Raw genomic sequence first — 17,061 nt, 5'->3', positions numbered from 1 at the left:
TCATGGGATCCTTGCTCTCACGCCTGTACGTCGGCAACGGCGCGTTCGACATCGTCGGCAAGCGCAAGCGCTGGTACACCACCTCGGCGATCATCTTGCTGATCTGCATCGGCTCGATGGTCTTCCAGGGCTTCAACCTGGGCATCGACTTCAAGGGCGGCACCAAGGTGCAGATGGCCGCGGTGTCGGCCACCAGCGCGCCCATCGAGGTCGGCTCGGTCGAGGCCGCCTTCAAGTCCGCGCTCGGCCAGGAGCCCGCCGCGGTCCAGAAGGTCGGCTCCGGCGACTCGGCCAGCATCCAGATCCGTTCCTCGGCGCTCGACACCGCGCAGGTGCTGAAGCTGAAGACGGAGCTGGCCACCAAGCTCAACCCCAAGGGCGGTCAGGGCTCGATCAGCGACAGCGCCGTCAGCGCGTCGTGGGGCGGTGAGATCACCCAGCAGGCGGTGATCGCGCTCATCGTCTTCTTCATCGCGGTCGTGCTGTTCCTGGCCCTGTACTTCGAGCTGCACATGGCGATCGCCGCGCTCGTCGCGGTGTTCCACGACGTCGTGATCACGGCGGGCGTGTACTCGCTCATCGGCTTCGAGGTCACGCCCGCGACGGTGATCGGTCTGCTCACCATCCTCGGCTTCTCCCTGTACGACACGGTCGTCGTGTTCGACAAGGTCAAGGAGAACACCCGAGGCCTGCTGGGCCTGACCCGCCGCACGTACGCGGAGGCCGCGAACCTCGCGCTGAACCAGACCCTGATGCGGTCGATCAACACCTCGCTGATCGCGCTGCTGCCGGTCATCGGCCTGCTGATCGTCGGCGTGGTCGTGCTCGGCGTCGGCACGCTGCAGGACCTCGCGCTGGTGCAGCTCACGGGTATGTTCGTCGGCGCCCTGTCGTCGATCTTCATCGCGACGCCGGTGCTGGTGGACCTGAAGAACCGCGACCCGAAGTACAAGGCGCAGGCCAAGCGCGTCGAGACCCGCCGCGCCAAGGGCGTGTCGGCTGCCGCCGCGTCGGAGTCGGAGATCGAGTCGTCCGACGACGAGGTGCTGGACGCCGACCTGCGCCGCGAGAAGGCGATGGCCGCTGCGGCCAGCGTGCCCTCGCGCACCGCGAAGTCCGCCGATGTCCGCCGCGGACGCCCCTCGGGGAAGAAGCAGCGTTGAAGCTGGACAAAGCACTGGGACTGATGCGTGAGGTCCCGGACTTCCCCCAGCCGGGGGTCGTCTTCCGGGACCTCACGCCGGTTCTCGCGGATCCGGACGCATTGCGCACCGTGGTCGACGCGTTGCAGGACAAGCTCGCCGAGTCCACCCAGCTGATCGCCGCGATCGAGTCACGCGGCTTCCTGCTCGGTGCCGCACTCGGATACGGCTGGCGCTACGGCGTCGTGCCGCTGCGCAAGCCGGGCAAGCTGCCCGTGGTCGCGGACCGCGTCTCCTACGCGTTGGAGTACGGCGAGGCCACGCTGGAGCTCCCGGCCGACGCGATCCACCCCGGCCAGCACGTCGTCGTGGTCGACGACGTGCTCGCCACCGGTGGCACGGCTGAGGCCGCCTGCCAGCTCGTGGAGCGGGCGGGCGGCATCGTGACCGGCGTGTCCGTGGTTCTGGAGATCACCGCGCTCGACGGCCGCGCCAGGCTGGCCGGCCGCGAGGTCAACGCGTTGCTAGCCGTTTAGCCTTCCCGCCGCGGCGAAGCCGAACAGCAGGAAGAAGAACGGCAGCGTCACGGCGAGCAGGACGAAGAAGTTCACCCGCTTGCGGCGGAAGATCAGCCACGTGAAGAACGCAGCGCCCAGCCACGGGAACATCATGAAGCCCACCAGCCTGCCCGCGGCTCCGGGGTCGTCCGGTGCGCCCAGCGCGGCGAACATCAGCACCAGGATGCCGACCGGCCAGGGGAGTGCGGCGGCCAGCACGATGCCGAACGACGTCCTGCCCGTCTGAGGCTGCGGGTACGGCTGGCCGTAGGCGTAGCCCGGTGGCGGGTAGCCCGGTCCTCCTGGAGGCGCGTACGGCTGGCCTGGGTACGGCTTGGCCGGGGTACGGCTGCGGCTGACCCGGATAGGGCTGCGCGTACGCCTGAGCCGGGTACTGCGGGTACGGCTGAGCCTGCGGGTGCTGAGCCACTTCCGGGTACTGAGCTTCCGGGTACTGGGCGGCCTCGGGCGCCGGCTGCGTGTACCCGACCGGTTGTGCGGCCGGGTACTGCGTCTGATGTTCGGGCGTCTGCTGCTCGGGCTGCGGCGCGGGCGAAGCGGGATCGGTGGTCATCGGTTCCCCCAGTGGTGATCGAGAGTACGAATCCTAAGAGCTCGTGGCCGGTCCTACCTGGTGAGCGCCGCCGCGATGAGTCCGGCGGCCAGCGACACCACGAAGAACGTCGTGAGGAAGAACGGCAGCGGGACGAGCGCCAGCTGCCAGTGACGCGGCCGCTTGTTCTTGAAGTGGTCCCAGGTGACGAACGCCGACACCAGCCACGGGATCACCCCGAGCCACAGCTGCCCCATCACCAGCCTGAGCGTGACGGGCACGCCGGCCGTCACCCACAACGCACCGAGCGTGACGAAGATCGATGGCACGGCCCAGGCGAGGCAGAGCACGTAGGACAGTCTGGGCGTCGGCGAAGCCATGGAAATCCCCCGGAAAGATCGTGAACCCGAAGGGTATTCACCCCTGCCGACGCCCGCCTGACGGGCCACTGACACTGCGTGAGTGGTGCATTCGTGAGCGGTTGCCCTGATCGGCTCAGCGGAACACGGCCATGCGTTCGACGTGTGAGCCACGCCGCTCATCGCCCCGGACGAACTTTCACGACGACAAGCGGGTTATCCTCGGTACCCGTAGACCCGAGGAGCGTGGGGTTGAGTCAAGACATCGAACCCGCTACGACGGTTGACCCCGCCAGGGCAGCTCAACCGTCCGCTACCCGGCGTGTCCGCGCGAGGCTCGCCCGCCGGATCACAGCTCAGCGCGCGGCACCCGTGAAGCAGGTTCTCGAACCACTCGCCGCCGTGCACCGCGACCTGCACCCGAAGGCGGACCTCGCTCTGCTCCAGGGCGCGTACGACGTCGCCGAGGAGAAGCACCGGCCCCAGCGCCGCAAGTCCGGCGACCCCTACATCACGCACCCGCTCGCGGTGGCGACCATCCTGGCCGAGCTGGGCATGGACACCACGACGCTCGTGGCGGCGCTGCTCCACGACACCGTGGAGGACACCGACTACTCGCTGAACCAGCTGCGCGAGGACTTCGGCGACGAGGTCGCGCGGCTCGTGGACGGCGTCACGAAGCTGGACAAGGTCAAGCTCGGCGCCGCAGCCGAGGCGGAGACCATCCGCAAGATGGTCATCGCGATGGCCAAGGACCCGCGCGTGCTGGTCATCAAGCTCGCCGACCGGCTGCACAACATGCGCACCATGCGGTTCCTGCCGCCGGAGAAGCAGGCGCGCAAGGCCCGCGAGACCCTCGAGGTGCTGGCGCCGCTGGCGCACCGCCTCGGCATGGCGACCGTCAAGTGGGAGCTGGAGGACCTCGCGTTCGCGATCCTGCAGCCGAAGAAGTACGACGAGATCGTCCGCCTCGTCGCGAACCGCGCCCCGTCGCGCGACACGTACCTCGGCACCGTCATCACCGAGCTGTCCACGCAGCTGGAGGCCGCGCGGATCGTCGGCAAGGTCGAGGGACGGCCGAAGCACTACTACTCGATCAACCAGAAGATGATCGTCAGGGGCCGCGACTTCGACGACATCCACGACCTCGTCGGCGTGCGCATCCAGGTCGACGAGGTGCGCGACTGCTACGCCGCGATGGGTGTCGTGCACGCGCTGTGGCAGCCGATGCCCGGCCGGTTCAAGGACTACATCGCGCAGCCGCGGTTCGGCGTGTACCAGTCGTTGCACACCACCGTGATCGGGCCGGACGGCAAGCCGCTCGAGGTGCAGATCCGCACGCACGAGATGCACCAGCGCGCGGAGTACGGCATCGCCGCGCACTGGCGGTACAAGGAGACCAAGGGCACGCACAACGGCAAGTCCGTCGAGATCGACGAGATGGCCTGGATGCGGCAGCTCCTCGACTGGCAGCGCGAGGCAGCGGACCCCGGTGAGTTCCTGGAGTCGTTGCGCTGGGACCTCGCCGCGCGCGAGATCTTCGTGTTCACGCCCAAGGGCGACGTGCAGACGCTGCCCACGGGCTCCACGCCGGTCGACTTCGCCTACGCCGTGCACACCGAGGTCGGCCACCGCTGCATCGGTGCCCGCGTCAACGGCCGCCTGGTCGCGCTGGAGCGCAAGCTCGAGAACGGCGAGGTCGTCGAGATCTTCACGTCGAAGGCCGAGGGCGCGGGCCCGTCCCGCGACTGGCTGTCCTTCGTCGCGTCACCGCGCGCCAAGGCGAAGATCAAGCAGTGGTTCGCCAAGGAGCGCAAGGAAGAGGCGATCGAGCAGGGCAAGGAGGCGATCACCAAGGAGGTGCGTCGCGTCGGCCTGCCGCTCCAGCGCCTCGTCAGCGCGGACTCCATGGCCGCGCTGTCCAAGGAACTGCACTACCCGGACATGAGCGCGCTGTACGCGGCGGTCGGCGAGGGCCACACGTCCGCGCGGCACGTCGTGCAGCGCCTCGTCGCCCAGCTCGGCGGCGTCGAGCACGCCGAGGAGGAGCTGGCGGACCGCGCCACCCCGTCCACGGTCACCCGTCGGCGCGCGACCGGCGACGCGGGCGTCATCGTCAAGGACGCGGGCGACGTGTGGGTCAAGCTCGCCCGCTGCTGCACCCCGGTGCCGGGCGACGACATCCTCGGCTTCGTCACCCGCGGCGGCGGCGTCAGCGTCCACCGCACGGACTGCACGAACGCCGACGACCTGATGGGCTCGCCCGAGCGGCTGCTGGACGTCGAGTGGGCGCCGTCTGCGTCGTCCGTCTTCCTGGTCGCGATCCAGGTCGAGGCGCTCGACCGGCACCGGCTGCTCAGCGACGTCACGAAGGTGCTGGCGGACGAGCGGGTCAACATCCTCTCGGCCTCGGTCACCACGTCGCGCGACCGGGTCGCGGTGTCGCGGTTCTCGTTCGAGATGGGCGACCCGAAGCACCTCGGGCACGTGCTCAAGGCGGTGCGCAGCGTCGAGGGCGTGTACGACGTCTACCGGGTCACTTCGGCGTCCTGACCAGACCGACGACCGCGTCGGCGGGCAGGTAGCCGAAGGTCCGCGAGTCGACGGACAGCGGGTTGTCGCCGCGCACGAGCACGAACCCGTCGGGGACGACGACGTCCCCGACGACGTCCCTCATGTCGTCGGGGACGGCCTCACCCGGTGCCGCGGCCACGCGTTTGATCATCAGCGAGACGTGCTCGGCGGCCGTCCGGAACACGACCACGTCGTCGGCGCTGAACGGCCTGCCGAGCCGCACCAGCACGCGCTGGTCCGGCCGCAGCGTCGGCATCATGCTGTCGCCGCGCACGGTGACGAGCATGAACCGCCTGCGCAGGAACCCGATCACGGCAGGACGACCCGGTCGTCCTGGTAGTGCTCGGCCTGGAGCCGGAACAGCCCGGAGTACTCGCCGTCGGCCGCCATCAGCTCGTCGTGGCTGCCCTGCTCGGCGATCCGCCCGCCGGACAGCACGACGATCACGTCGGCGTCGCGCATCGTGTTGAGGCGGTGCGAGATCAGCAGGCTGGTGCGACCGGCCCGGCGTTCCCGCAGCGTCGTGCCGAGCCGGTGCTCGGCGGTCGCGTCGAGACCGGCGCTGGGCTCGTCCATGATCAGCAGGTCGGCGTCGGTCCGCATGAGCGACCGCGCGATCGCGAGCCGCTGCCACTGCCCGCCGGAGAAGTTGACGCCGCCGCCCCCGCCGCCGAACGGGTCGATGAACATCCGGCTGATCAACGTGTCGTACCCGTTGGCGAGGCCGGAGATCTTCTCGTCGATGTCCACGAGCTGTGCCGAGGAACGGATCTTGGCGCGGTCGTCCAGGTCGGGCAGCGAGCCGATGCCGATGTTCTCGGCCGCGCTCAGGTCGTAGCTCATGTAGTCCTGGAACACCGCGGCGATCCGCTCACGCAGCTGCGCGACGGTCAGCTCGCGGATGTCCACGCCGTCCCAGTGGATCGTGCCGCGGTCCGGGTCGTACAGGCGGCACAACAACTTCACGAGCGTGCTCTTGCCCGCGCCGTTCGCGCCGACCAGTCCGACCGTCGCGCCGAACGGAATCGTGCACGTCACGCCGCGCAGCACCCACGGACCGTCCTCGTCGTACCGGAACCACACGTCGCGCAGCTCAATCCCCTTGCGCAGCGCGGAAACCGGCCGAGTGCCGTCGGCCATGTCCGATGTGGACCCGACGAGGTCGACGTAGTGCCGGAAGAGTCGCAGCGCCTCGGTCACGCGCGCGAACTGCATGATCAACGACGTGAACGCGCCCTGCAGGCTCGCCACGGCCGCGATGAACAGCGACACGTCACCGAGCGTCACGGTGCCGCGAATCGCGCCTACCACCACGACAGCCGTGCCGACTGCCGCGACGGCCGCGTTGAGGACCGCGAAACCGGCTTCGGTGATCGTGCTCCTGCGCCGCACGGCCAGCTCCGCGCCGGTGGTCTCGGCGAGCGTGCTGCGCATCCGGGAGCGGAACAGGTCACCGAGCCCGAACAGGCGAACCTCCTTCGCCGCGTCGCCCTCGGTGATCAGCATCTGGTAGTAGCTCTGCCTGCGCATCGTCGAGGTCATCGCCTCGATCATCTCCACGTTGCGCCGGGCGATCATCAGCTGCGCGACGAACGCCGGAATCGCGGCGATCAGCAGCAGCAGGGCCATGAACGGCCAGATGGCCAGCATCGCGCCGAGGAACCCGGCGATCGTGAACACCTTGCGCACGACCTCGAGCCCGAAGTCCGTGACGGTGCCGGGAGCGCCGTGCGCCGCCTGCGCGGCGAGCCTGACCCGGTCGTGGAACGCCGGGTTCTCGAAGTAGCGCAGGCCGATCAGGCTGTTCGTCGTCGCGCACAGCTCGTCCTGGACGTGCAGGCTCACCGACCGCTGGACGCGTGCCGTGACGTACGAGCCGACGTAGGTCAGGACACCCGCGACGGTGCCCGCCAGCGTCGCGACGACGGCGAGTGCGACCGCCTTGTCGACGTCTCCACCGCGCGCCACCTCGTCGATCAGCAGCTTCGCGAGCCAGCCGGCCACGGGCACGGCCGCGCCGCTCAGCGCCGCGATCGCGACGGTCACCAGCGTGCCCGCGCGAGCTGCGCGCCAGGTGAGCCGGATCGCGGCGAGAGCCGACCCGTGCATCAGAGCATCCCGACCGGGACCTGAATGGCCAGCACGGCGTCCAGTCGCACGCCGCTCGCGCCCACCACGCCGCCGTCGACGCGGACGACGCTGGGGAAGCTCTCGATCCCGCCGAACGCCGTGCTCACCGCCGTGGTCGCCGGGCCTGCGACGACCTGGACGGCACCGTCGAGCGCCGCGACGACGTCGCGGATCTCGTCGGTCAGCTCCCCCATGACGACCAGCAGCAGCGGTGAGAAGAGCTCGGGATCGTGATCGCGCAACGCGTTCACGAGATCCTTGCAGGCTCCGCAGGAGGGCGTCACGAACGCGACGACACCCGAGAAGACGTCCTTCTCGGTGATCGTCGCGCCGTCCGCGGTCGTGGTCTCGAACGGGAGCACCGCGGTGTTGCGCGGCACGGCCATGATCTGCGGTCCCTCGGTCTGCGGCTGCTCGCGCAGGCGGCGGACCACCGCGAACAGCACTACGAGGTTGACCAGGGTCAGCACGACGCACGCCGAGACGGCGGCGGTGAGAACAGCGAGCACTTCGATCCCCCGTGGGTCAGTGGTGGTGATGGGCCGGGCGTCGGAGCACGAACACGATGTCGTCCCAGTGCGCCAGCAGGATCGCGCCGAGCACACCGGCGCCGACCGCGAGCGCGAGCAGGTCGAGCCGGGGCGTCGCGGCGGTGCCGGGCAGCCCGAGCAGGGACACCGCGAACAGCAGCCCGTTGCGGATCTGGTGCCGGCGCCCCATCAGCCCGCCGTCCGAGCCGAAGCAGCGGCACCGGACCTCGCGGCCGCGGGCTTTCGCGAGCGCGACGCCGCCGGAGAACGCGGCCAGCATCGCGGCGGCCAGCACGAACCCGGCGCGCACGGTGCCGGGCAGCGCGAGCAGCACGACGGTCACCGCTTCGACCGCGATCACCGCGGCGGCCACCCACGGCCGGACACGGGGTGCGAACCAGCCGAACCCGCCCAGCGAGTCGACGAAGGCGGCGAGCTCGGCCCGTCCGCGCAGCTTTCCCGCGACGGCCAGGGTGAACACGACGCCCACCAGCGCACGGCAGCACAGCTGCAGGTAGTCCATGATCTTCCCCCTTGGGAACGGCCGGGGCGCGAGGCCCCGGCCGTCACACCGATCAGCAGGAGCGGCCGGTCGGCACGCCGCGACAGGGCTGGCTGCGGTCCGGCACGCAGCCGCAGTCGCAGGTGTAGATGCCGCGGCAGTAGAGCTGGTACTCCCGGCCCTGGTAGCAGACGCGCTCCGCGGGCACCTCGCCGCACGGGCCGGGGCACACCCGGCAGGCACCCGCGTCGGACTTGTTCAGCAACAGGCCGAGCACCTTGTCGCCGATCTTGGAAATCGTCTTGGTCACTTCGCCTCCCCATGTCGTGTTCGGACTGGAGGCGTGACAGGGCGCACGTCGAACAACGCCGCTTCGCTTCACAGCGAAACAGCGTTGGCACGTACTCCCTGTTTCCCCCAGGTAGCGCCAAGTTAGCGCAGCCGCGGGCGCGGGGGAACGGGTTCTGATCAAGATGTCAGTCGGCGACAGCGAAACGTCAGCGGCGACTGGCAACCTTGGTGCCACGGGGAAGACAGAAGGGCCCGGTGCGCACACCGCACCGGGCCCTTCTGGTTGTCGAGCGTCCTTACTGGACGACGGAAGCCTTCTCGATCTTGACTTCCTTGTTCGGCTTGCCGCCACCGGGCGACGGGTCGAACGAGCCGTCGTCGCCGGCGCGTGCGATGTCGTCGATGATCTTCAGGCCGGCCTCGCCGACCTGACCGAACACGGTGTAGTCGGGGGAGAGCCCCGCCTCGCCGAAGACGATGAAGAACTGGCTGCCGTTCGTGCCCTTGTTCGGGTCGGTCTTGTCCGGACCCGAGTTGGCCATCGCCAGGTAGCTGCGGCCGTAGGTCAGCTCCGGCCACACCTCGTTGTCGAACTTGTAGCCGGGGCCGCCGGTGCCGGTGCCCGTCGGGTCACCGCACTGGAGCATCTGCAGGCCCTTGGTCGACATGCGGTGGCACGGCGAGCCGTCGAAGTAGCCCTGCTTGATGAGCGACTCGAAGCTGTTCGCGGCACACGGCGCCAGCGCGCGGTCCAGCGTGATCGGCACCTCGCCCTGGCCCAGCTTCAGCGTGGCGTTGACGGTGCCGGTCGCGGGCACGTCGGCCGTGCCGGGCAGGTTGACCTGCTTCGCCGGGTTCTCTTCCTTGCGGTACTCGCAGGTCACCTTCTCGGCGAGAGCGGTGGGCCGCTTGGGCAGCGGCTTGATCTCGGTCGGGATGGTGATCGGCGCCGGTGGCGTCGTCTCGGATGCCGCCGCGTCACCGCTGCTGAAGTCGTAGGTGGCGAGGAAGTACACGCCGCCAGCGACGAGCACCACGGCAAGACCCGTGGCGATGATCGCGACCGTGCGCCGCTTCTTCGCCCGTTCCACTCGGCGGACGAGTTGGCGCTCCAGCTTGCGCTTGGCGGCCGCGCGGCGCTGCTCGTTGTTCGGCACGTGCTCCCTCCCCAGGGATGATGCGTCGTACACATGGGTGGTCGGCTGCGAAGTCTAGGGCCTGCGCATATGAGCTTTGTGTGGTGGCTAGGCTGACGGGAAACAGGGAGGTAGTTCCAGTGCTCGTGATCGGGTTCCCGACCGGCGCCCTGCAGGCCAACTGCTACGTCCTGGCTGCTGGTGCGGGCGAGCCGTGCGTCATCGTCGACCCCGGTCAGGACGCCGAGGAGCCGATCAGGGAGGCCATGCGCGAGCACCGGCTCTCCCCGGTGGCGGTGCTGCTGACGCACGGTCATTTCGATCACACCTTCTCCGTGACGCCGGTCTGCGACGGCAACGACATCCCCGCCTGGATCCACCCGGACGACAAGGCGATGCTGAACGACCCCCTGCTCGGGCTGAGCCAGGAGTCGCGCGCGTTCTTCGGCGGCGTCGAGATGCGCGAGCCGCGTTCCGTGGAGCTCCTGGAGGACGGCGTCGACCTCGACCTCGCCGGGCTGAAGCTGAGCGTCGACCACTCGCCGGGCCATACCGGCGGGTCGGTGATGTTCCGCTCCGGGGTTGAGGAGGGCGGCCGCCTGTGCATCACGGGTGACACCCTCTTCGCCGGATCCATCGGACGCACCGACCTGCCGGGCGGAGACCACCGCCGGATGCTGGCGTCACTGCGCGACAAGGTGCTGACGCTGCCCGACGACACGGTGGTGCTCCCCGGCCACGGACCGACGACGACCATTGGCCGCGAGCGCGCGACGAACCCCTTCCTGGTTCAGCTCGGCAGCGCCCCGGCCGCACCTCACCGAGGACTGTAGAAACCGTGTTCTCCGCTCCCAAGGGCGTTCCCGAGTACTTCCCGCCGACCTCCGCGTCCTTCCTCGCGGTCCGCGACACCCTCGCGGCCTCCGCGCGGCGCGCCGGGTACGGCTACATCGAGCTGCCGATCTTCGAGGACACCGCGCTGTTCAAGCGCGGCGTCGGTGAGTCGACCGACGTCGTCTCGAAGGAGATGTACACCTTCGCCGACCGCGGCGACCGGTCCGTGACGCTGCGCCCCGAGGGCACCGCGGGCGTCATGCGGTCGGTCATCGAGCACGGCCTCGACCGCGGCCAGCTGCCCGTGAAGCTGTTCTACGCGGGCCCGTTCTTCCGCTACGAGCGCCCGCAGGCCGGCCGCTACCGGCAGCTCCAGCAGCTCGGCATCGAGGCCATCGGCGTCGACGACCCGGCACTGGACGCCGAGGTCATCGCCGTCGCGGACGAGGGCTTCCGCGCGCTGGGGCTCACCGGCTACCGGCTCGAGCTGACGTCGCTGGGCGACTCGAACTGCCGTCCCGCCTACCGCGACCGGCTGCAGAAGTTCCTCTTCGCGCTGCCGCTCGACGAGGCGACCCGCCAGCGCGCGGAGCTCAACCCGCTGCGCGTGCTCGACGACAAGCGTCCCGAGGTGCGCGAACTGGTCGCCGACGCACCGCTGATGGTGGACCACCTGTGCGCGGAGTGCCGCGACCACTACGAGGCCGCGAAGGCGTACCTGAACGAGCTCGGTGTGAAGTTCACCGAGAACCCGCGCATGGTCCGCGGCCTCGACTACTACACGAAGACGACGTTCGAGTTCGTGCACGACGGCCTCGGTTCGCAGTCCGGCATCGGCGGCGGTGGCCGCTACGACGGCCTGATGGCCGAGCTCGGCGGCCAGGAGCTGTCCGGTGTCGGCTTCGGCCTCGGCGTCGACCGCACGCTGCTCGCCTGTCAGGCCGAGGGCATCGTGCCCGGCGACCTGGCGCGCTGCGAGGTCTTCGGCGTGCCTCTCGGTGACGCCGCGAAGGCGCGGATGGTCGGCATCGCCGGTGCGCTGCGCGCGGCCGGTGTGCGCGTGGACATCGCGTACGGCGGACGGGGCATGAAGGGCGCCATGAAGGCGGCCGACAAGTCCGGCGCCCGGTTCGCGCTGGTGCTCGGCGAGCGCGACCTGGCAGAGGGCACGATCGGGCTGAAGGAGCTGGCGACCGGCACGCAGACGTCGGTGCCGCTGGCAGACGTCGTGACGGCCGTCCAGGACGCGCTGTGAGCGATCCCGCCGAACGCCTGCCGCTCGACCTGCTCGACCCCTCCACAGTGCGCAAGCGCGCCCGCATGGTGGCCATCGGTGCAGTGATGGTCGCCGCCGCGTTCGGTGGCGTGGTCGGCCTGATCGGCGGCAGCGTCGCGGGCCTCATCACGGCGGGCGTGATCGCGCTGCCGCTGCTGCTGCTCGCCCTGTCCGAGGCCCGCCGCCACGTGTGGCTGGAGGGCACCACGGTGCACGTCCGCGCGTTCGGCACCCGGTCGGTGGACCTGAAGACCGCCACCCAGCTCGACCTGCTGGTCACCGACATGCGCGGAAGCCGCACCGTCGGCCTGTTCGTGCGCGGCGGCGGCAAGGCGATCAACATCGCGCTCGCCATCTACGCCGGCACCGGCGGCCGTGAGCAGGGCATCTTCCAGCTGCGGAAGCTCGCGGACGTCCTCGCCAGCCGCGGTGACACGCCTGGGCTGGTGTTCTCCGAGCTGCTCGTGGCCCAGCTGCGGGCCGAGGCGCGGGGGATGGCGGCCGCGGACCGGCCGTTGTACCGGCTGGGGTCGCTGGCTCCGACGGGCCGGATGGCGCAGAAGCTCCACCCGGACGCCGTGTCGAAGTTCGTGACCTCGCTGGACTGACGGTGGACGGCGTGCGCGACCGCGTGACGGCATTGGCTCCGGGGGTGCACGAGGTGTTCGGCGCACTCGGCCACCGGTTCGAGCTCGAGCAGCCGTGACGGCCGCCGAGCTGGCCGAGGCCGAGCAGCAGTTCGGCGTGAGCTCCCCGAGGACTACCGCTCCGTCTTGCCCCACGAGGGGCTGCGCGTACCGGCACTGGCTGGTCGTCAGCGGGCCGGAGCGCGCCGCCGTCTGGCAGGACTACCGGGCCGACGAAATCGACCTCGTGCCGCTGGCCGGGCGGGACGGCGGCCGGGTCGTGTTCGGCCAGTGGTGCGAGGCGTGGCTCAGCGAGTCGTCCTCAGGTGCCCCAGAGGCCTGAAGGCGGGGCAGGGGACTTGGTCGCGGTCGCATCGGTCGTAGGCGGCAGCCCGCCGATGAACCGGCTCAGCTCGGTCCCGTGCTCCACCCGCCCGGGAAACGGGTCACCGGCGGTAGCCCGGATCAGCTGAGGCAGCGGCAGGCTGATCCGCGACCCGAGTATCACGAAGTTCCCGAACCGCCGTCCCCGGAACACACCGGGCTCGGCCATCACGCACACGTGCGGGAAGACAGCCGCGACGGTCGCGGCCTGGGCGCGCGCGAAGGTCAACGGCCCGCCGTCGCCGACGTTGGCCGCGAAGATCCCGTCGTCGCCGAGGGCGGCGCTGGCCTGCGTCACGTACTCGATCGACGTCAGGTGCGCGGGCGTGCGGGCGCCGGCGAACACGTCGGAGATCACCAGGTCGAAGCTGCCCGGCCGGGCGCGGGCCAGCACGGCGCGCGCGTCGCCGGTGCTGATGCGCACGCCTGGGGGCACGGGCAGGGAGCGGCGCAGGAAGGCGATCAGGCCCGCGTCGATCTCCGCGACCTGCTGCGTCGACCGTGGGAGCGTGGCCGCGACGTACCTGGCAAGTGTGAGAGCGCCACCACCGAGATGAAGAACACGGCGTGGCGCGGTCAGGTCGACGACGTGGCCGAGGCGCCGGACGTACTCGAACTCGAGGTACGTCGGATCGTCCAGGTCCACATGCGACTGCGGGGTTCCGTTGACGCGCAACGTCCACGACTGCCGGCCGCCCAGATCGGGCACGAGCTCGGCGATACCCGAGTCGATCGGCTCGCTGATCGTCTCGGCTTCGCGCCGTTGTCGTCCCACGGGTCTATTGTCGCACCGTGCAGATCGCGGCAAACGTCCTCGTCGCCCTGGTGGCGCTCATCCACGTCTACATCCTGGTGCTGGAGATGTTCCTCTGGGACACCCCGCGCGGTCACAAGGCGTTCGACCTGACGCCGCAGTTCGCGAAGGAGTCCAAGGCGCTCGCCGCCAACCAGGGCCTCTACAACGGCTTCCTGGCGGCCGGCCTGGTCTACGGGCTGGTCAGGGACGACACCCCGGCCACGATCCTGTTCCTGGTCTTCGTGATCGTCGCCGGCATCTACGGCGCGCTCACCGCGAGCCGGAAGATCCTGTTCGTCCAGGTTCTGCCCGGCGCCGCCGCCCTCCTGCTGGTGCTGCTGGCCTCTTAGGGCGTTCCCACGGACCCTTCGCCGGGTCGAACAGGTGGCCTTCGATCCGGCCTGACGCACTGGGAGCTGGTTCCGGCTCGACAACGGGCTCGGCGACAGCAACAGCAACAGGCTCCGCGTCCGGAACGTCCTGGCGTGAAGCGACGAACGCGGCGAGCGCGGTGGTGATCGGCACCGCCGCGACGAGCCCGATGCTGCCGACGAGCGTGCGCACGATCTCCTGCGCGACCTGCTCGGCGGTGAGGATCTCGGCCAGTGACCGGCCGGAGAGCGAGAACGCCAGCAGCAACGGCAGCGCGGCACCGGCGTAGGCCATGACGAGCGTGTTGACCACGGACGACATGTGGTCGCGCCCGATCCGCGACCCGGCGGTGAACAGCTCGCGCCACGACAACGACGCGTTGGCGCGCCGCAGCTCCCACACGGCGGAGGTCTGCGTGACGGTGACGTCGTCGAGCACACCCAGCGCGCCGATGATCGCGCCGGCCAGCAGCAGTCCTCGGGTGTCGATCGGGGTGCCGAGCAGGGCGATCAGGCTGGTGGTCTCGTCGTCCAGGCCGGTCAGCCGGGCGAAGTAGGAGAACAACGCGCCGAGCACGCCGATCAGGGCCAGCGACACGAGCGTGCCGAGCACGGCCGTCGACGTGCGGGCGGATATCCCGTGCGTCAGGTACAGGACGATGAACATGATCAGCCCGGCGCCGACGACCGCCACGGTGAGCGGGCTCTCCCCGGCGATGATCGCGGGCAGCACGAACAGCACCAGCACCACGAAGCTCAGCACCAGCGCGCCCAGCGCGGCCAGGCCGTGCCATCTGCCGAGCAGCAGCACGGCCAGCGCGAACAGCACCGCGAGCAGCGCCAGCGGCCATCCGCGCTGGAAGTCGACGAGCCGGTAGGACTCGGCGAGCTGCGGCTGCTGCCCGCTGTACGAGAGGACGACCTCGTCACCGACCGTGAACGTCGGCGCGGCCAGCTGCTTCTGGAACGCCACCGGCACGCTCTGCCCGGCCGCGTCGCCGTCGGTCATCTTCACCGTCACCGCGATGCAGTTCTCACCGCACCCGCCGTCGACGATGGCCGTGACGACCGCGCGCACCGGGATCTGGGTCAGCCCGACGTCGGCGCCGGTCTTCTGCTCCTTGCCGAACGGGTACAGCAGCAGCGCGCCGACCACCGTCGCCAGCACCACCGGCACCAGCAGGATCAGCAACAACCGGCGCACCCGCGCCGAAGCGGGGTCAGCCGCGGAATGTCCGTGTCCGTGTCCCACGGACGCCATCTTCCCCCATCCGGGTCAGCCCTTCGGTGGCGCGTACCGGAAGTGCCGGTCCAGCAACTCCTCGCACACGGCCACCGCCCGCGCGAGCCGTTCGTCGAAAGACCCGGTCATCCGCACCCACGGCACGCCCAGCTCGTCGAGCGAGGACGCGAACAGACCGGTCATCCACGGCCGCAGGTGCTCGCCGTCGCGCCAGCCGTCCTGCACGAACGGCACGCCGTCGTGGTCGGTCAGCAGGTACAGGTGCGGCGGCGTCCCCGGCGGCAGCGGGTGGGCGGTCCCGAGGTAGCGCTGACACCAGATCGAGGCGGCCCACGCGTCGTTGTCCGACACGACCAGCGGCGCCGTGGCGGCCGCGTCGATCCAGGCCTGCTGCCGGACCGCGACGTCCTCGAAGTCGCCCACCGTCCACACCAGATCGTCCACTGTGGCGCCAGGTGAGAACGCTTGCGCCGCAACGAGCTTGGCCTCGGTGTGCGCACGCCCGTACTCCGGCACCCACGGTGCGCCGAAGTGCTCCGCCAGCGCGCGTGAGAGCGTCGTCGTGCCGCTGCTCTCCGCGCCGACGACCACGACGCGGCACGCCAGCCCGGCCTGGGTGGCGGGGGCGAGGTGGTGCCAGTGGGCACGCGTGTCAGCGCGCACGGCCGTCCCCGAGACCGGGAACGCCGTGCGGTCGATGTCGAGGAGCACGTGCCGCGCGTCGAGGCGTTTGGCCAGCTCGTCGCCGTACGCCTCGCTGGAGAACACCACGTCGACCGCGGCCTTCGACGCGTCACCGTCGAGCATCGCGCGCCGTCCCAGCACCGCGCGGGTGACGCCGACGTGCAGCTCCCACACGGTGTCGCTGTGGAAGTCCATCGGGTGGTCGTCGAGGTCTCCCAGCACGACCACGCCCGGTGTGTCCGCGTGCGCCGACCGGAGCCACGCCACCCGGTCGGAGATCGAGAGCGACTCGCAGCTCGACCCGAGCACCGTGACGGTCGTGCGTTCGGATCGCGCGGCCGCGGCGGAGATCAGGTGGTGGTGCCCGGCGTGCGGCGGGTAGAACTTGCCGAGCACCAGTGCGTGGTCGAACTCTTTCACGCGGGGACCGCCTCGGCCGAGCGCAGCGACTTCGTCCACGAGCGCAACCCCATGACGCACAACGCCATGAAGCCGACGTAGAGGATCGCGGTCAGCCACAGCGACTTGTAGCCGTACAGCGGCACGTAGATCACGTCCGCGGCGATCCACAACCACCAGCACTCGACCTTCTTGCGGGTCTGGCCCCAGGTGGCGAGCAGCGACAGCACCGTGGTGATCGAGTCCCAGAACGGCACGGTCGACTCGGTGTAGGACACCAGGACCCAGTACAGCAAAGCCGTTCCCAGCACTCCCGCGACGAGCAGGCCCTGCCACTGGCGCGGCGTCGTCCGGCTGACCGGCAGCGCCGTGTGCTCGTCGCCGCCGCGCAGCCACGCCCACCAGCCGTACAGCGCGAGCGCGATGTAGACGACCTGCAGCCCGGAGTCCGCGAACAGCCCGCTCGACCAGAACAACAGCAGGAACGCCACGTTGTTGAGGATGCCGATGGGCCAGTTCCAGGCGTTCTGCACGGCCACGAGCCACACGCACAGCGCGCCGGTCACGAAGCCGGCGACCTCGCCCCAGCTGGTCGCTGCGCCGAACGCCGTGAAGGCCGTCGAGTGGAACGGCACCAGAATCACGTCAACGAGTGACACGCGGTCTCCTTGACC

Annotated in this window: 20 protein-coding genes; 8 read left to right on the top strand and 12 right to left on the bottom strand. The window is 70.1% G+C overall.

Annotated elements, in window-relative coordinates; genetic code table 11:
* Nucleotides 1–2: 2 nt before the first annotated feature.
* Together secF and FKR81_RS11305 are read left to right on the top strand one after the other, a co-directional pair.
* Nucleotides 3–1,163: a protein translocase subunit SecF gene (gene secF / locus FKR81_RS11310; protein WP_146350954.1), complete on the top strand. Its 1,161-nt coding sequence runs from the start codon at nt 3–5 to the stop codon at nt 1,161–1,163.
* A complete protein-coding gene (locus FKR81_RS11305) occupies nt 1,160–1,678 on the top strand; it encodes an adenine phosphoribosyltransferase (RefSeq protein WP_235921458.1) in 519 nt (172 codons plus the stop codon). Before secF ends, FKR81_RS11305 begins: the two co-directional genes overlap by 4 nt.
* On the opposite strand, the gene FKR81_RS43480 is transcribed toward FKR81_RS11305, so the two are convergent.
* The gene (locus tag FKR81_RS43480; RefSeq protein ID WP_186762908.1) at nt 1,667–1,918 is read right to left on the bottom strand and encodes a hypothetical protein; all 252 of its coding nucleotides are present in this window, start codon (nt 1,916–1,918) and stop codon (nt 1,667–1,669) included. The two genes, FKR81_RS11305 and FKR81_RS43480, sit on opposite strands and share 12 nt — an antisense overlap.
* Before the next feature lie 408 nt (nt 1,919–2,326).
* The gene (locus FKR81_RS11295) at nt 2,327–2,632 is read right to left on the bottom strand and encodes a hypothetical protein (protein WP_146350953.1); all 306 of its coding nucleotides are present in this window, start codon (nt 2,630–2,632) and stop codon (nt 2,327–2,329) included.
* A gap of 231 nt (nt 2,633–2,863) precedes the next feature.
* Here FKR81_RS11295 and FKR81_RS11290 point away from each other — a divergent pair, with 231 nt between their 5' ends.
* Complete coding sequence (locus FKR81_RS11290) at nt 2,864–5,164, top strand: RelA/SpoT family protein (protein ID WP_146350952.1); 2,301 nt, start codon at nt 2,864–2,866, stop codon at nt 5,162–5,164.
* Here the strand turns inward: FKR81_RS11290 and FKR81_RS11285 are convergent.
* The 6 genes from FKR81_RS11285 to FKR81_RS11260 all read right to left on the bottom strand — a co-directional run bounded on the left by FKR81_RS11285 (nt 5,148) and on the right by FKR81_RS11260 (nt 9,795).
* A complete protein-coding gene (locus FKR81_RS11285; RefSeq protein ID WP_146350951.1) occupies nt 5,148–5,498 on the bottom strand; it encodes a S24/S26 family peptidase in 351 nt (116 codons plus the stop codon). The two genes, FKR81_RS11290 and FKR81_RS11285, sit on opposite strands and share 17 nt — an antisense overlap.
* A complete protein-coding gene (locus tag FKR81_RS11280) occupies nt 5,495–7,294 on the bottom strand; it encodes an ABC transporter ATP-binding protein (protein ID WP_146350950.1) in 1,800 nt (599 codons plus the stop codon). Before FKR81_RS11280 ends, FKR81_RS11285 begins: the two co-directional genes overlap by 4 nt.
* Nucleotides 7,294–7,824: a hypothetical protein gene (locus tag FKR81_RS11275; protein ID WP_146350949.1), complete on the bottom strand. Its 531-nt coding sequence runs from the start codon at nt 7,822–7,824 to the stop codon at nt 7,294–7,296. Before FKR81_RS11275 ends, FKR81_RS11280 begins: the two co-directional genes overlap by 1 nt.
* A gap of 16 nt (nt 7,825–7,840) precedes the next feature.
* The gene (locus tag FKR81_RS11270) at nt 7,841–8,368 is read right to left on the bottom strand and encodes a MauE/DoxX family redox-associated membrane protein (RefSeq protein ID WP_146350948.1); all 528 of its coding nucleotides are present in this window, start codon (nt 8,366–8,368) and stop codon (nt 7,841–7,843) included.
* A 52-nt stretch (nt 8,369–8,420) separates the two neighbouring features.
* Entirely contained in the window at nt 8,421–8,657 is a 237-nt protein-coding gene (locus FKR81_RS11265) for a hypothetical protein (RefSeq protein WP_146350947.1), read from the bottom strand.
* Between the two features lie 277 nt (nt 8,658–8,934).
* On the bottom strand, nt 8,935–9,795 hold the full coding sequence (locus tag FKR81_RS11260) for a peptidylprolyl isomerase (protein WP_146350946.1): 861 nt from the start codon (nt 9,793–9,795) through the stop codon (nt 8,935–8,937).
* 119 nt (nt 9,796–9,914) lie between these two features.
* On the opposite strand from FKR81_RS11260, the gene FKR81_RS11255 reads away from it, so the two are divergent.
* The 4 genes from FKR81_RS11255 (at nt 9,915) to FKR81_RS11240 (ending at nt 12,853) form a co-directional block, all read left to right on the top strand.
* The gene (locus FKR81_RS11255) at nt 9,915–10,607 is read left to right on the top strand and encodes an MBL fold metallo-hydrolase (RefSeq protein WP_146350945.1); all 693 of its coding nucleotides are present in this window, start codon (nt 9,915–9,917) and stop codon (nt 10,605–10,607) included.
* 5 nt (nt 10,608–10,612) lie between these two features.
* Nucleotides 10,613–11,863 (top strand): histidine--tRNA ligase, encoded by a 1,251-nt coding sequence (gene hisS / locus FKR81_RS11250; protein ID WP_146350944.1) that lies wholly within the window; start codon nt 10,613–10,615, stop codon nt 11,861–11,863.
* Nucleotides 11,860–12,492, top strand: a complete 633-nt coding sequence (locus FKR81_RS11245) for a hypothetical protein (protein WP_146350943.1) — start codon at nt 11,860–11,862, stop codon at nt 12,490–12,492. Before hisS ends, FKR81_RS11245 begins: the two co-directional genes overlap by 4 nt.
* Nucleotides 12,493–12,586: 94 nt before the next feature.
* Nucleotides 12,587–12,853 carry a hypothetical protein gene (locus tag FKR81_RS11240; protein WP_146350942.1) on the top strand — a complete coding sequence of 89 codons (267 nt, stop codon included), beginning with the start codon at nt 12,587–12,589 and terminating at the stop codon, nt 12,851–12,853.
* Here FKR81_RS11240 and FKR81_RS11235 read toward each other — a convergent pair.
* Nucleotides 12,833–13,669: a spermidine synthase gene (locus FKR81_RS11235; RefSeq protein WP_146350941.1), complete on the bottom strand. Its 837-nt coding sequence runs from the start codon at nt 13,667–13,669 to the stop codon at nt 12,833–12,835. The two genes, FKR81_RS11240 and FKR81_RS11235, sit on opposite strands and share 21 nt — an antisense overlap.
* Before the next feature lie 17 nt (nt 13,670–13,686).
* On the opposite strand from FKR81_RS11235, the gene FKR81_RS11230 reads away from it, so the two are divergent.
* Nucleotides 13,687–14,040, top strand: a complete 354-nt coding sequence (locus FKR81_RS11230) for a DUF1304 domain-containing protein (RefSeq protein WP_146350940.1) — start codon at nt 13,687–13,689, stop codon at nt 14,038–14,040.
* On the opposite strand, the gene FKR81_RS11225 is transcribed toward FKR81_RS11230, so the two are convergent.
* From FKR81_RS11225 to pnuC, 3 genes are read right to left on the bottom strand one after another with little or no spacing between them, the layout of a single operon-like run.
* Nucleotides 13,961–15,322, bottom strand: coding sequence for a YibE/F family protein (locus FKR81_RS11225; RefSeq protein ID WP_186762906.1), 1,362 nt, complete (start codon nt 15,320–15,322; stop codon nt 13,961–13,963). The genes FKR81_RS11230 and FKR81_RS11225 overlap by 80 nt on opposite strands.
* 15 nt (nt 15,323–15,337) lie before the next feature.
* Entirely contained in the window at nt 15,338–16,447 is a 1,110-nt protein-coding gene (locus FKR81_RS11220; protein WP_222598226.1) for an AAA family ATPase, read from the bottom strand.
* On the bottom strand, nt 16,405–17,046 hold the full coding sequence (gene pnuC / locus FKR81_RS11215) for a nicotinamide riboside transporter PnuC (RefSeq protein WP_222598225.1): 642 nt from the start codon (nt 17,044–17,046) through the stop codon (nt 16,405–16,407). Before pnuC ends, FKR81_RS11220 begins: the two co-directional genes overlap by 43 nt.
* Nucleotides 17,047–17,061: the final 15 nt, after the last annotated feature.

Origin of the sequence: Lentzea tibetensis (assembly GCF_007845675.1) — a bacterium.
GTDB lineage: Bacteria > Actinomycetota > Actinomycetes > Mycobacteriales > Pseudonocardiaceae > Lentzea > Lentzea tibetensis.
Note: the sequence above shows the minus strand (reverse complement) of the source record. Positions and strands in the feature narration are given on the sequence as shown.